This is a genomic window from Novosphingobium barchaimii LL02 (assembly GCF_001046635.1).
Lineage (GTDB): Bacteria > Pseudomonadota > Alphaproteobacteria > Sphingomonadales > Sphingomonadaceae > Novosphingobium > Novosphingobium barchaimii.
Genome location: NZ_KQ130456.1, coordinates 196,784 through 210,924 on the forward strand (window position 1 = coordinate 196,784; position 14,141 = coordinate 210,924).

12 protein-coding genes are annotated in these 14,141 nt (G+C 66.0%); 9 read left to right on the top strand and 3 right to left on the bottom strand.

Annotated features, from left to right (window positions below; genetic code table 11):
* Positions 1 to 297: 297 nt before the first annotated feature.
* Together V474_RS17685 and V474_RS17690 are read right to left on the bottom strand one after the other, a co-directional pair.
* A complete protein-coding gene (locus V474_RS17685) occupies positions 298 to 726 on the bottom strand; it encodes a flagellar basal body rod protein FlgB (protein WP_043973931.1) in 429 nt (142 codons plus the stop codon).
* 23 nt (positions 727 to 749) lie between these two features.
* Positions 750 to 3,455 (bottom strand): ligand-binding sensor domain-containing protein, encoded by a 2,706-nt coding sequence (locus V474_RS17690; RefSeq protein ID WP_059152743.1) that lies wholly within the window; start codon positions 3,453 to 3,455, stop codon positions 750 to 752.
* A 104-nt stretch (positions 3,456 to 3,559) separates the two neighbouring features.
* Between V474_RS17690 and V474_RS17695 the strand changes: the two genes are divergently transcribed.
* The 9 genes from V474_RS17695 (at position 3,560) to V474_RS17740 (ending at position 13,664) form a co-directional block, all read left to right on the top strand.
* Positions 3,560 to 4,588: a flagellar motor switch protein FliG gene (locus tag V474_RS17695; protein ID WP_043974535.1), complete on the top strand. Its 1,029-nt coding sequence runs from the start codon at positions 3,560 to 3,562 to the stop codon at positions 4,586 to 4,588.
* 11 nt (positions 4,589 to 4,599) lie between these two features.
* Positions 4,600 to 5,301, top strand: a complete 702-nt coding sequence (locus V474_RS17700) for a FliH/SctL family protein (RefSeq protein WP_059152744.1) — start codon at positions 4,600 to 4,602, stop codon at positions 5,299 to 5,301.
* 540 nt (positions 5,302 to 5,841) lie between these two features.
* The gene (locus V474_RS17710; protein WP_059152746.1) at positions 5,842 to 6,723 is read left to right on the top strand and encodes an OmpA family protein; all 882 of its coding nucleotides are present in this window, start codon (positions 5,842 to 5,844) and stop codon (positions 6,721 to 6,723) included.
* Positions 6,724 to 6,884: 161 nt separating this feature from the next.
* Complete coding sequence (fliF, locus tag V474_RS17715) at positions 6,885 to 8,471, top strand: flagellar basal-body MS-ring/collar protein FliF (RefSeq protein WP_059152747.1); 1,587 nt, start codon at positions 6,885 to 6,887, stop codon at positions 8,469 to 8,471.
* A gap of 10 nt (positions 8,472 to 8,481) precedes the next feature.
* Complete coding sequence (gene fliN / locus V474_RS17720) at positions 8,482 to 8,850, top strand: flagellar motor switch protein FliN (RefSeq protein WP_059152748.1); 369 nt, start codon at positions 8,482 to 8,484, stop codon at positions 8,848 to 8,850.
* Positions 8,850 to 9,317: a helix-turn-helix domain-containing protein gene (locus V474_RS17725; RefSeq protein ID WP_236711318.1), complete on the top strand. Its 468-nt coding sequence runs from the start codon at positions 8,850 to 8,852 to the stop codon at positions 9,315 to 9,317. Before fliN ends, V474_RS17725 begins: the two co-directional genes overlap by 1 nt.
* A gap of 152 nt (positions 9,318 to 9,469) precedes the next feature.
* Complete coding sequence (flhA, locus tag V474_RS17730) at positions 9,470 to 11,581, top strand: flagellar biosynthesis protein FlhA (protein ID WP_059152750.1); 2,112 nt, start codon at positions 9,470 to 9,472, stop codon at positions 11,579 to 11,581.
* Between the two features lie 109 nt (positions 11,582 to 11,690).
* A complete protein-coding gene (locus V474_RS17735) occupies positions 11,691 to 12,977 on the top strand; it encodes a flagellar hook-length control protein FliK (RefSeq protein WP_059152751.1) in 1,287 nt (428 codons plus the stop codon).
* A 12-nt stretch (positions 12,978 to 12,989) separates the two neighbouring features.
* Positions 12,990 to 13,664, top strand: a complete 675-nt coding sequence (locus V474_RS17740) for a flagellar hook assembly protein FlgD (protein ID WP_059152752.1) — start codon at positions 12,990 to 12,992, stop codon at positions 13,662 to 13,664.
* A 98-nt stretch (positions 13,665 to 13,762) separates the two neighbouring features.
* Here the strand turns inward: V474_RS17740 and V474_RS17745 are convergent, their stop codons facing one another.
* The gene (locus V474_RS17745) at positions 13,763 to 14,107 is read right to left on the bottom strand and encodes a hypothetical protein (RefSeq protein ID WP_059152753.1); all 345 of its coding nucleotides are present in this window, start codon (positions 14,105 to 14,107) and stop codon (positions 13,763 to 13,765) included.
* Positions 14,108 to 14,141: the final 34 nt, after the last annotated feature.

Consider the following 14,141-nt stretch of genomic DNA (forward strand, 5'->3'; position numbering starts at 1 on the left):
CCTGCTTCGATCTCCTTAAAATTACGGATATGTTACGCAAAAGCCGGCCGTTAATCCGCAAAGAGGGGTCTGAGCCACGCAAAAGTAAGGAAAACGGCAGTTTCTAAGACCGCCGCCGATAAGTCGACTGGCCCGTTTGCGGTGCCGAAATGGATGCAAATTTGTGGATCACTGGTCTGCCCTGATGCGCGCCCCCGCATTTTTCGAGGATCAATCCTTTAAACTCGCGCGCACGATCACGGTTCCCGCAGATGCCTTTGCGGGGGGCGACTCGATGTAGGGGGAGAAGCTCTCGCCTCAGCCCTTGCCGATGGCCGTCTTCATCAGACCGATCTGCTTGCGGTAGAGGTTGGTCATCGCCGCATAGTCGGACTGCACCTGTCCGAGCGACAGGAGCTGGTCTTCCAGCGTCACGTTGTTGCCGTCGGGCTTGGTTTCGCTGGTCTCACTATCGAGGATGACCCGCCCGCCGGCCTGAGGCGGCCTGGCGCCAAGGGCAGCCATCCCGCCCGACAGTTCGACACGCGGCCGCGCGACCCGGGGCGCGCCGCCCACACCGGCCTGGCTTTCGACCAACGCGGAGAAGTCCGGCGCCTCGACCGTGCGGGCTTTATATCCGGCGGTCTCGCTGTTCGCGATGTTCTCCGAGATCACGCGCTGGTGCTCGGCCATGGCTTTCATCGCGCGGCCCATGCCGTCGAAGATGGGGGGTAGGGAGGAGGACATGGCGTTCCTTTACGAGCCGGCCGTCACGAGCCGGTCAACCGCGAAAGCGCGGCCTGGTAATTGGCGAGTTGGGCCTTCTGATAGGCCGAGCCGCCGCCGGTGGGCTGCACCCCGTCCACCAGCGAGGCCTTGGTGGTATCCCAGTAAAGCGAGCGGTAGGCCGACTGCGTCATCGAGACGGCCGACTTTATCTTCGCCAGCGCCGTTGCCGCCGTTTTGGCATCGAGCAGGGTCAGGTCGCTGCCGAGACCCAGATTGTAGCGCCCGCCCGGCGTGACTTTCGCGGCGTTCTTCGCGGTGACCTTGGGCGGCACCAGACGCACCGGGTCGAGGCCCAGCTTGCCCAGCGCATCGCGCCCGTCCGCTCCGGCGACGAGTTCCAGCGTGTGGCCGGACATAACCTCGATCTTCAGGCTGGAGCGGCCATCGGCGAACGGCGTGGTGATCTTGGCGTCGGCGCCGGTAATGCTGCGAATCTTCTGCGCCAGGCTCACCATGGTCTCCCCCTCCTCGATGGTGACGGAGCGGGCGTTCTCGCCATCGACGCTGATCTTGAAGCTGTCGCCGACTCGCAGGGCGGTTTCGTCCACGAGGTCGCCGGTGGTCTGCTGGTTGAGCAGACCGCGGTGAAGCCCCAGCGCGCCCAGCGCGGTTGCCCCGCCGGCCACGGCGGTCAGGCGCACCGGCTCGACCGAGGAGGTCAGGCGGCCCCACTGCGAGACGGTCTGCACCGTTCCGTCGGCCGCATCGATCCGCGCGACGAAGCCGTCGACCTTGCCCACCTTGTCGCCGCTGAGCGTTCCCGCCGTGCGCCCGCCCACGTAGAGCGCGCCATTGAGGAAGGCGACGCTGTCCGCCTGATCGCTGGCGGCCGTGCCGATATAGCTGGTGCCAGCCATGGCCAGGTCGGCGCCGATCAGAGTGACGAAGGCGTCCTGCCCTCCGCTGGGGGCATTGATCTGCGGCCCGTTCAGCATGGCGCCGGTCGCACCGACGACCGCGATCTGGCCGTTTTCCGAAACCGCGATGGCCCGCGCCGACGCGTTGCCCAAGACGGCGGAGCCCAGGTCCTGCGTCAGCGAACCCGCAGCGATCCTGCGCAGGGTGGCCACGCCGCTTTCGTTGGTGAGGGCCAGCAGGTTGCCGTCGTTGTCGATGGCCAGCGCAGAGATCGAATCCGATCCCCCGGTGTCGATCGTGCGCCGCTCGGCCAGCTTGCCGCTGGCATCCAGCCTGACGATCACCGCATCGCCGCCCCCGCTGGAGGCACGCCCGGCGACGTAGATCGAACCGTCGTTACCCACCGTCAGCGCCGAGGCGGTTTCGTTACCAACTTGCCGGATCGCCGTGCTGGAAAGTTCCTCGCCCTTGGCGTTGAAGCGGGTGACGACGAGGTCGGTCTGGGTGTCGTCGCTGCCACCAAAGGCGCCGTTGACGGTGCCGGCCACGACGATCTCGCCATTGGGCGCGATGCCCACCGCCGCGCCCTTCGCGCTGCCCGCCGCGCCAAGGCCGCGCTGCCAGACAACATTGCCTTCGCTGTCGACCTTGCTGAGGAACAGGTCGTCCTTGCCATCGGTGATCTGCGAACCAAGATCGCCGTCGGTGGTGCCGACGATGTAGCTGTAGCCCTGCGCATCGGTGACGATGCCGTTCGCGGCGGTGTCGGCGAGGACGGTGTAATCCTTGCCCTCGGCGTCGTCCTTGCTCGCCGCAGCCTTGGCGCGGGCAGTGGCAGCGGTGTCCACCGCGTTGATCTTGTTCAGCCGCTCCCAGGTGAGCGACCCTTCGAGGTCCTCTATACGGTAGATGTCGGCGCCTGTGGGGGAGGATGGCCCGGTCACCCCGCTGGCCACCATCAGCGCGTCGCCGGCATCGACCTGGTCGATCGACACCTGCTCGATCCCGGCGGGATTGAACACGAGGCCCCATTTGCCATCGGTCTTCTCGACCGTGAAATTCGATTTCCAGTGGCTGGTCGCGTTGCCATCGGCATCAAGCACGGGATTGCCCTGCGCGTCGAGCGCGGGCCGAGCGCCGATCGCGGCATTGATCGCAGCGGCGACCGAATCGAGCGTCGGCGGCTGGCTGGTTTGCCCCAGATCGACCTGGACGACCTCGCTGGCACCGCCTTTCGAGAGGGTGACCTGAAGAATTTCGCTCCCGGAAAGTCCCTCGATCGCCGCCGCGCGGGTCTTGGAAACGCCGGTCCCGACCGTCGCGCTGGTGGAGTAACGCGCCTCGACGCCAAGCGTGCGGGTGCTGCTCGTAGTGTTGCCAAAGGCCAGCGTCAGCAGGTCCGTATCGGCCGATCCGAGGTAGGATTGCAGGTCCGCCATGCCCTTGGCGAAGGTCTTCTGAAGGGCCGCGCGCTCGGTATCGGAGATCGTTCTCGAGGTTGCTGCGTCTGCCAGAATACGAAGTTTTTCCAATGCCTTGTATGCGGTAAAGGCAGTCTGCACATCGGGCAGGTCCTCCAGCGCGCTGTCGCCTTTGGCATCGATGATAGTCGACAGGCGCTTGATCGCGGCGATCTGCGCCGCAGTGCTGCCGGTGGGTTCCGTCAAGCCTTGCCACGGGGGTGTGGTGGCAGGTGTGGTGAAAGCCTTCTTGGCCGCGATCACCGCCGGGCTGTCGGTCGCGGAGGCATTGCTGAGGTAGGAGGAATAGGCCGTGCTTCCGCCCAGGACAGATAATCCTATCAACCCGTTATTCAGACTTATCGTCAATTGTGCCTCCTGGGCCGGTTGCGCGGGTGTTCCTCCTATAAATAGAAGGAACTCTCCGGGATCGGATTGAATCGGACAATTTTCGAAGGGTCTCGCAGGTGAACATGATGACCGCGGTGGGCGAACCACCGGAGCTCAAGAAGTACTCGGGCCTCCAGCGCGCGGCCGCGCTGCTGCTGGCGCTGGGTCAGGAGCACGGCATCCCGATCTGGCAGCAACTGAGCGACGAGGAGATCAAGGAGCTTTCGGGCAGCATCTCCCAGCTCGGCCGCGTGCCTGCCGTCGTCGTGGAATATCTGCTGGCCCAGTTCTCGGGCGAGGTGTCCAGCATCACCACGCTGCACGGCTCCTACGAGACGACCGAGCGCCTGCTTGAAGGCGTGCTTGCGCCCGATAAGGTCAAGGACATCATGGAGGACATCCGCGGTCCTTCGGGCCGCACGATGTGGGACAAGCTCTCCAATGTCAGCGAGGGCGTGCTGGCCGGCTATCTCAAGAGCGAGCACCCGCAGACCGTGGCGGTGATCCTGCAGAAGCTGAAGCCCGACCATGCCGCGCGCGTGCTGGCATCGCTGCCGCGCGACTTCGGCACTGAAGTGGTGATGCGGATGCTCAAGACGGAGACGGTGCAGAAGGACGTCATCGTCCAGGTCGAGCAAACGCTCAAGACCGAGTTCATGACCAACCTCTCGCGCTCGCAGCGCCGCGATCCGCACGAGAGTATGGCCGAATTGTTCAACGCGCTCGACCGGTCGACCGAGGAAGACATGCTTGGCGCGCTGGACGAACGCGCGCCCGAAGCGGCGGAGCGTATTCGCGGCCTCATGTTCACCTTCGAGGATCTGGGCAACCTGCTGCCCTCCGCGATCCAGGTGATCGTGCGCAACTGCAACAAGCGCGAACTGGCGCTGGCGCTCAAGGGATCGCCGGAGGAAATGAAGAAGCTGTTCTTCGGCGCCATGACCGAACGCGCGGCCAAGCTGATGCGCGACGACATGCAGGCGATGGGTCCGGTGCGCGCACGCGAATGCGAAGCGGCTCAGGGCAACCTGGTGCGCCTCGCCAAGGAACTGGGCGAACGCGGCGAGATCATGCTGGCGGACCCCAAGAGCGACGATGCGATGATCTACTGATGGGGTCTTGAGTGAAGGCAGCAATGGACGGCTTTGCGACGATACAGCCATTCGGCTTCGACCGGGTGTTCCAGCTTGTGGACACCCATGCGCCGGAACCGCAGGCGGCCGGGGAAGCCGGGCTTGTCCTGCCGCCTGAGGATCTTCACGAAAAGGTGGCTGAACTGGAAGCGCGGATCGAGCGCCTTCACGCAGACCACTGCGCCGAACTGACCCGCGCCCGCGCCGATGGTTTCGAGGCGGGGGCCACACAGGCCCGCTCCGAACGAGCCGAGGCGCTGCTTTCGGCCACCGACGCGCTCCATGCGGGGCTGGGCGACATTGATGCCCGTTTCGACGCGGCTGCGCGCGCCATGCTGGCAGAAGCCGGCGCCGTCGTCCTGCACGCCGCGCAGCTACTCGCTGGCCACGCTATCGACGCGGCGCCCGCGCGCGCCGTGGATGAAGCGCTGGGCCGCGCGCTTGAACAGGTGGCACAGGGAACCGCGATGGTGGTGCGCGCCAACCCCGCGATGCGCGCTGAGATCGAGGCGCTGGTCGCCGAACGCAGAGCCCGGGCAGGACGCAATCTGGCGGTTACTGTGGTGGATGACGCAGGGGTGCCGGAAGGCGACGCGCGGATCGAATGGAGCGCGGGCGGCCTCAACGTCGATGCCGAGGCGCGGCGGGCAGCGGTGATGGCGGAACTGGACGGTACGCTGGGCGCCGCATAGACGCCTGATGTGGGCGCTCTGATCCGCAATTGCAGGGTATTGATACGCAAAGGGCCTTCTTTGCGGATAATCCCGGTAATTCAATGCATATCTGAGAATCACCACAAGCAGCGCTAAAGACGCTATCGGACAAATTCTTCAAATTATTTGAAAATCTGATGCAGGTTCTTTCTCAACACACACCCCTTGCGCCTTTCGGAACAACTGGCTGCCAATTGAGGTAGCGTCAGCAAATTTCACCTGATAATTCTACCCAGGCATCAGCGTCGGTGTGGGGCGGCCTGCATCGGTTCACCGCACGATCCACTCGAATTAGCCTGACAGCCACCTGTGTTACGGGGGGTGTTCATGTATCCGCAAGGTTGGGGTGAACACGCAGGACGTCCATGATGTTCAGGTTCAGGTGCAGCTCCATGCCGCACTTCTCATGAAGCCAGATGGAGGGGTTCCGACAGCCCGATACGCCCTCCCGGCGGCGGCAGTTGGACGACAAGCTGCGATCTCGCAGGCCCGACAGGTCGAGTTTGAAGGAGTAGCCCAATGAGTGTCATTTCCCAGAGCCCCCGCGTTCTTTTGATGGTAGCCTTGCTTGCCGGCACGGCGGCGGGCACCGTGTCCGCGCAGACGCAGGATTCGTCCGATAGCGGCCTCGCGGTCACCGTTTCCGACACCAGCCCCACCGACCGGTCCGCGATGACCGAAGGCCCCGAAGTGAAGGGCATCATTTCCGCACGCAGCGGCGCCAAGGTGCAAGTCACTTCCGACGACGGCAACCGCACCGTCGTCACCGTCGACGATGCCACCAAGATCACCGCCAGCAAGGGCCTGTTCGGCATGGGCAGCAACAAGCTGGCGGCAACCTCGTTGCTCAACGGCCTGCCGGTGACCATCAAGACGCTGCAAGGCGGCGGCACCCTGCTGGCGAGCGAGATCAAGCTGCAGAACAAGGATCTCAAGACCGCCACCATGATCCGCAACGGCACCGACCAGGGCTTTGCCGAACAGACGGCGGCCACCGAAGCGCTGCGCGGCCGAATGGGCGATATCGGCAAGTACAATATCAAGGGCACGACCAACGTGAACTTCGATACCGGCAAATATGCCCTGTCCCCAGAGGCTAAGCAGAGCCTTTGCGCGGCTGCTTCGAGCGCCGAGGGCATGGACAACGCCCTGCTGCTCGTCGTGGGTTACACCGATTCCACCGGCAACCCGGAATTCAACCAGGTGCTCAGCGAAAAGCGGGCCGGCGGCGTCGTCAACTTCCTCCAGCAGGCCTGCCACTGGAAGCCCTACCGGATGCTGACCCCCACCGGTATGTCCGAAGCTGACCCGCTGGCGGACAACACCACCGAAGAAGGCAAGGCACAGAACCGCCGCGTCGCGGTCAACATTCTGGTCAGCAAGGGCCTCGACGGGCTGTAAGGCGTCTGGGGGCGGGTTCAACCCGCCCTCACCTTCCGTTTTTCCGCAAGACTTGCCGGGCGACAGATTTTTCCATCGCCCGGCAAGTCTTGCCTAGTTCTTATCCTATAATGCCCGGGGGCGACGCAGGGGCGCGGCGCCATTGACCTTAGAGGCCGGGCTTGAACGCGCTACGCAACTTCATCGGGCAGATCGGGATGCGCCGGGCGCTGGCGATGGGTGGTGTCGCACTGGCACTGCTGCTGGGGCTGGGCTGGATGGCCACGCGCACGCCGCAAAGTGCGATGGGCTATCTCTATACTGACCTTGACCCCGCCGCAGCCGCCACGATCACCGAAAAGCTCAAGGCGCAGGGCGTCCCGTTCCAGCTTTCCGCGGACGGATCGGCCATCATGGCCCCGGTCGACAAACTGCCCGAACTGCGCATGTCGATGGCGTCCGAACAACTCGGCGGCAAGATCGGTTATGAAGTGCTCGACAGCGAGGAGCCCTTCGGCATTTCCTCCTCGCGCGCACGATTGAACGAGACACGCGCGGTCGAGGGCGAACTGGTTCGCTCGATCGAGAGCCTGGACCGGGTGGCCCGCGCCCGCGTCCACGTCGTCATGCCCGAGCGTGCGATGTTCGAGACAGAAGCGCGCAAGGCCACCGCCTCCGTCACCGTGAAGACCAATGGCCGCCTGCCCGCGGAAGCAGTGCAGGCGATCCGCTATCTTGTCGCCTCGGCCGTGCCGGACCTGTCGCCCGAAGCGGTTTCGGTGGTCGACCAGACCGGCGCGCTCCTGGCCCGCGCTGGCGAGGGCGAAGGCGCAGCAAGCGACCTGGAAGACCGCCAGAAGGCCGTCGAGGCCCGTCTGCGGGATCAGATCGAGACGATGGTGGAGCCGATCGTCGGCCGGGGCAAGGTCCGCGCTGAAGTGGCCGCCCTGCTCGAACGCGATCAGGTGCGCGAGGAATCCGAAACCTTCGATCCCGATGCCCAGGTCATCCAGCATCAGGTCACCGTCGAATCGGGCAGCCAGAGCAACGAGAACGACCCCGGCGCGCAAGGCGCCAGCGTGGCCGCGCAGCTCCCCGACAATCAGGCCGCGCCTGCCGGTACACCCGGTGACAACCGCCGCTCCGCCCAGAACGAGACGTCCGAGGACGTCACTTACCAGAACAGCCGCACCCAGAAGGTCGCGGTGCGCAACCCCGGCCAGATCAAGCGCCTGACCGTGGCGGTAATGGTCGACGGCGGCGAGAAGGGCCTGCCTGCGCCACAGATCGAGAGGCTCCAGCGCCTGGTAGAGAACGCGGTCGGCTACGACGGCCAGCGCGGCGACAGCGTGGTGGTGGAGAACATGCCCTTCGCCGCGCCCGGCGACCTTGACGGGATCGACGGCGGCCTGCCCTTTGGCCTGACCGTGGACCGCATCCTCGACGTGCTGAAAATCCTGCTGGTGGGCGGCATCGTGCTGTTCGCCATCCGCATGCTGCGCCGTCCCAATGCCCCGGCATTGCTGCCGCCCCCCGGCGAGCGGCTGGACGACGACGATCGCCGCGAACCGGGCAGCGGGCTGACGTATGCGCAGCTCGAACCCGGCGAGGACGGCGCGCTCGAAGCTGGCGGGCTGCTCGATCAGGAAGTGGCGCTCGCCCATGTCGACGGGCGGATAAAACTCTCCGCGCTGCGGCGCATCGGCGACACGATCTCGGCCAACCCGGCCGAATCCGCCTCCGTAATCCGCCAGTGGATGAACACGTGAAAGGTATCCGATGAGCGACGAGCCAGAGACCCGGCAGCTCGCCCCTGTGCACTTGCCCGAAGACGCCGCCGCCAGCGATGCGGCGGTAGGCCTTGGTGCGACCTCGCTGCCGCCGCGCCCTTCGGCGCCGCCCTCACCCGACGATCTCCAGGCCGTGTTCGACGTGCCGGTGAAAGTACAGGCGGTACTGGGCCGCTCGCGCATGGATATCGGCGACCTGCTGCGGCTCAAGCCCGGCATGGTGGTGGAACTGGATCGCCGCGTGGGCGAGCCGGTCGACATCTTCGTCAACAACCGCCTGATCGCGCGCGGCGAGGTGGTGCTGATCGACAGCACGCTGGGGATCACGCTCACCGAAATCATCCGCAAGGAAGGATGATGGCCACCCGTCTCATGCTTGTAGGCGAACTGGGCGACGCGGTGGGGCTGGCGACCGAGATGGTCCGCGGGTCCGCCGCCCGTATCGGTGTGGAGACGGCAGGCCCCGCAGCCCTCGAAGCATGGGCCGAGCCGGGCGAGCAGCCGGACGGCGATGTCGTGGTGGTGGACCTTGCGGTGAACCTCAAGGACGTGCTGGCCCGGCTGCGCGGCGACCGGCGCGATCTGCAATCGGTGCCCGCCTCTGTATCCGGGCTGGTTGGGCAGAACATTGCCGATGTCGAGCGTGAACTGATCCTGCAGACCCTGCGCCACTGCGGCGGCAACCGCAGCGCGGCGGCGGTGATGCTGGGCATTTCGGTACGGACCATGCGCAACAAGCTGCGCAGCTTCCTGGCGGACGGGATGGCGGTGACGCCCTCGCTGGCAGGCGGCGCGGTGCGCCACGAAATCGCAGCCGGGGCGTGATGCGCTTCGTGCCACGCGCAGGGGGCTTCGACAGGCTCAGCTTGAGCGGCATGGAGGGGTTACCTCGCTTCCAAAAAAGCGAAAAGTTACCTCTCGTCCCGCTCAGGCTTAGCCTGTCGAAGCCCCCCGCCCACATAGCCGCGCCCTAACCCATGGCCTCCACTCCGAACACACCGCTTTCCGGCAGGATCGCTCCGATCCTCGCCCGGCTGGGTCCGGGGCGCGATCTGGCGCTGGCGCTGGGCGTCGGCGCGATCATCGCGATGCTTATCCTGCCGATGCCGGGCTGGCTGCTCGACATGGGGCTGGCGCTGTCGATCACCGCCTCGGTGCTGATCCTGATGACGGCGCTGTTCATCGAAAAGCCGCTCCAGCTATCCAGCTTCCCGACGATCCTGCTGATCGTGACGATGCTGCGCCTTGGCCTGAACCTCGCCTCCACCCGCCTGATCCTGGGCCATGGGCACGAGGGGCATCAAGCGGCGGGCGGCGTCATCGCGGCCTTCGGCGAATTCCTGATGGGCGGCGAGACGGTCATTGGCCTGACTATCTTCGCGATCCTGATCGTCATCAACTTCGTGGTCATCACCAAGGGCGCAGGCCGCATCGCCGAAGTGGCGGCGCGTTTCAGCCTCGATGCCATGCCGGGCAAGCAGATGGCGATCGACGCCGACCTCAACGCCGGCACCATCACCGAAGTGCAGGCCCGCGAACGCCGAGCCGAGATCGAGGCCGAAAGCGGCTTCTACGGCGCGATGGACGGCGCATCCAAGTTCGTGAAGGGCGATGCCGTGGCGGCGCTGCTCATTACCGCGATCAACATCGTGGTCGGCCTGATCGTGGGCGTGGCGATCCACGGCGTACCGTTCGGAGAAGCCTTCCACACATATACCCTGCTCACCGTGGGCGACGGGCTGGTCAGCCAGATCCCGGCGCTGATCGTCTCGACGGCGGCGGGCCTGCTGGTGTCCAAGGGCGGCGTCGTCGGCAAGACCGGCGCGGCGCTGGGCGATCAGCTGGGCCGCTATCCCAAGGCGTTCGGCATTGCGGGCGCGCTGATGGGCGCGCTGGCGCTGGTGCCGGGCCTGCCGTTCCTGCCCTTCGCGGTGTTCGGCGGCCTGTGCGGATGGCTTGCCTGGACGATGACCAAACGCGCCGAAGGCGAAGCCGCCGCCGCGCGGGTGGAACATGCGGCCGAACAGGCCCGCCAGTCCGCCGCGCAGGCAGAGGAGCCGATCTCGCGCACGCTGGCGATCGACGCCCTGCGCATCGAGCTGGGCTACGGCCTGCTCCCCCTCATCAACGACGCAGTGGCCGAGCCGCGCCTCGACGATCAGGTGCGCGCGCTGCGCCGCCAGATGGCGATCGACTACGGCTTCGTCCTGCCTTCGGTGCGCATCCTCGACAACATGGCGCTGCAGGCCAACGAATACGTGGTCTACGTCAAGGAAACCGAGATCGCGCGGGGCGAGCTGCGCATCGGCAAGCTGCTGGTCATCAATGCCGGCGGCGGCGACACCGGCCTGCGCGGCGAGGCCACCAAGGAGCCGGTGTTCCAGCTGCCCGCCCTGTGGATCGAACGCGAGATGCGGCAGGAGGCGGGTTTCCGGGGCCTTACCGTGGTCGATTGCGGCACCGTGGTGACCACCCACCTGACCGAAATCGTCAAGGACAACATCGCCGACCTGCTCTCCTACACAGAGACGCAGAAGCTGCTGGACGAGGTCCACAAGGAATCCGCCAAGCTGATCGCCGAGCTGGTCCCCTCGCGCATCTCGATTTCCGGCGTTCAGCGGGTCCTGCAGAATTTGCTCGGCGAGGGCATCTCGATCCGCGACCTGCCCACCATCCTTGAAGGCATCGCCGAGGCCTGCGCGGTGACCTCCAACCTCACCCAGGTGAGCGAGCATGTCCGCGCGCGCCTTGCCCGGCAGATTTCGGCGCAGCACACACTGGACGGGACCATCCCGATCGTTTCGCTGGGCGCGGTGTGGGACGAGGCTTTCGGCGAGGCGATCATCGGCCAGGGTGATGATCGGCATCTGGCAATGGCTCCCTCGCAGCTTCAGGCCTTCATCGCCGCCGTGCGCGAGACTTACGACCGCCTCGCCGGGCAGGGCGAGATTCCGTGCCTCCTGACCAGCCCGGGCCTGCGTCCCTTCGTGCGCTCGATCATCGAGCGGGTGCGGCCGGCCACGGTCGTCCTCTCGCAGAACGAGATTCACCCGCGCGCGCGACTGCGCAGCCTTGGTGCCATCAACTGACCGGGCCCCCGAGCCCCGCTGACGAGGACCGAGGCAGAATGCCGGATTCTCGACCGGCAAGGTTGGCCCGCGCGACCGCATCAAGCCCGATCGCTCTATGATAGACTTGATGGCTGTTCCCGCGATGCCCCTTTCCCCGATCAAGACGCCCAAGGTAGCCGAGGCGGTGCCCCCCCGCGCGGCAACTGGCGGTGAAGGGTCAGCGCAGGGCTCTTTCGGCGCCGCGCTGGAAAATGCCGACAAGGCCGCCATGCAGACGGCTGCCCTTGGCCAAGCCCCCGCGGCCACGCCTGCACTAAAGCCGGCGCCCGCAAAAGATGCTGCACTTCCCATACCGGCTGAAGACGTGGCTATGCCCGGCAACCCCGCGCCTGCGCTGCCTGAGCCCAAGCCCGAGGCGACGACAAACACCGATCCGGCCGCTTTGGTGCCGGCTCCACCCACCCCCGCCGACGGTGCAGAGGTGGAGGCGGCGGCAAAGCCGCAACCTCAGCTTCAGCTCCCACAAGCTGCGGCAGAGATTGCTGTTACCGCGCCGAAAGCTCCCGTAGCCGCCCCCCCCGAGGCCACGGCCGACGGCAAGACGCAGGAGCCCCGCCGCACGAAGCATGAGGATGGCCACATCCTCCCGTCGGTGCCGACAGGGCTTCAGGACATGGCGCAGCCGGTGATCACAGCGGCAGTTCCGCCGCAGCCGGTAGTTACTCCGGCTTTGATGCCGGTCGCAGCTGAAGTCGTTTCGTTCGTCGCCGCCGCACCGCATGAAACTGCGTCCAAGCCGGTCGACCATACGGGACCGGATCAAGTTGCGCGGCCCAATGGCGAGGCTCCTGCCCCCGAGACGCGCGTCTCCGCCCCACTTTTTTCCCAGACGCTGGAAACCGCGAACGCCCGCCCTGCCGCGCTGCCTTACGCGCCGGCGCAGGCCGAGACGAGCAGCACTACCGTGGCCCTGCGCGAAGGGCGCTTCGGCGCGGACGTGGGGGTCAGCATCGCCCGGGCTCTCGGCGGCGGGCAGAATGGCGAAGGCCGCGACCTGCTGATCCGCATCGACCCGCGACACATGGGCCGCATCGACGTGCGGATGTCGTTCGACCACGACGGCGTCTTGCGGGCGGTGGTCTCGGCCGACAGTCCCGCAGCGCTCGATATGCTACGCCGCGAAAGTGCCGACCTTAGCCGCGCGCTGACCGATGCCGGGGTGCGGTCGGACCCGCAATCGCTGCGCTTCGACAGCAGCGCGGGCGGCAGTGCAGGCGGCCAGTCCCGGCAGGGCCAGCGCACGCAGGCGCAGGGACCAGATTATCGCGGCGGCTTCGATTTGGCCGGTAGCGGCGACGATATTCCCATCCACAGGTCGCTGCGGGGCAGCGGCCATGTCGATCTCATGGCATAAGGCAGCGCGAACATGACGACGGTTACCGACACCGCCTCGACCAAAAGCACGACGAGCGCCACCACTGCCGCGTCGACGTCGGGCCTGCTGACGGACTACAACCTGTTCCTCAAGCTGCTGACCACGCAGATGACGAACCAGGACCCGCTCGATCCGATGGACACCTCGGAATATACCGCGCAGCTGGTGCAGTATTCGCAGGTGGAACAGTCGATCCAGCAGACCGGCGCGCTCGGAAATATCCTCAGCCAGCTGCTCTCGCAGCAGATGGCGCAGGCATCGAGCTACATCGGCCGCGAGGCACGCTTCGATTCGCCCGTGGCAGGTCTGGATACCAATAGCCCGGCCCGCTGGACCTATTACGTCGATGGCACGCCCGGCACGATCACCGCGACCATCAAGGATTCGCTGGGCGCCACCGTGGCCACGGTCAACCTCGATCCTGAAGCTCAGGGCTCCTACGAATGGGATGGCACCAAGACGGATGGCAGCAAGGCAGCGGCGGGCGCCTATACCCTGTCGGTCGACGCGAAGGATGCGAGCGGGTCGAGCCTGGGCACAACCATCAATTCGATCGGTGTGGTGAACGACGTGGTGACAGATGGCACCGACATCATGCTGGGTGTGAACGGCATCCGTCTGTCCGCTGCCGGGCTTGTCGCGCTGGCCGCCCCTACGGCGGACTGACCGGAGCGAGCCGGGGCCAGTCCAGGCGGGCTATCCCTGGCCAAGCGCTTCGCAAGCTTCGCTGCTATCCCCGGCCAAGCGCTTCGCAAGCTTCGCTGCTATCCCCGGCCAAGCGCGTCGCTGGCTTCGCGATCGGCCTGTGCGCCGTCCTGCGCCGACCGGACCGGCTGCAGCGCGGTATCCAGCCTGGTGCAACCGGGCAGGCGCTCAGGCAGGGCCAGGACCATCAGGCAGTCAGCAATGGAAGGGTCGCCGGCCGGGCCGATCAGGTCCTCGACCTCGTCCTGGCTCAGGTCCGACTGGCTAAGGCAGCGCAAAGCAGCCGCCTGCCAGAGCTGGGCCGCAGAATCGACCCGCAGCCTGAGTGAAAACCAGTATTCCTGTTGCGCCCCGGAGGCTTGGACATTCCCGCTGTCCAGGCCCCAATATGATTTTTCCGCCATCGCGCTCTCAAAGTACTTCAGACCGAATCGCTAC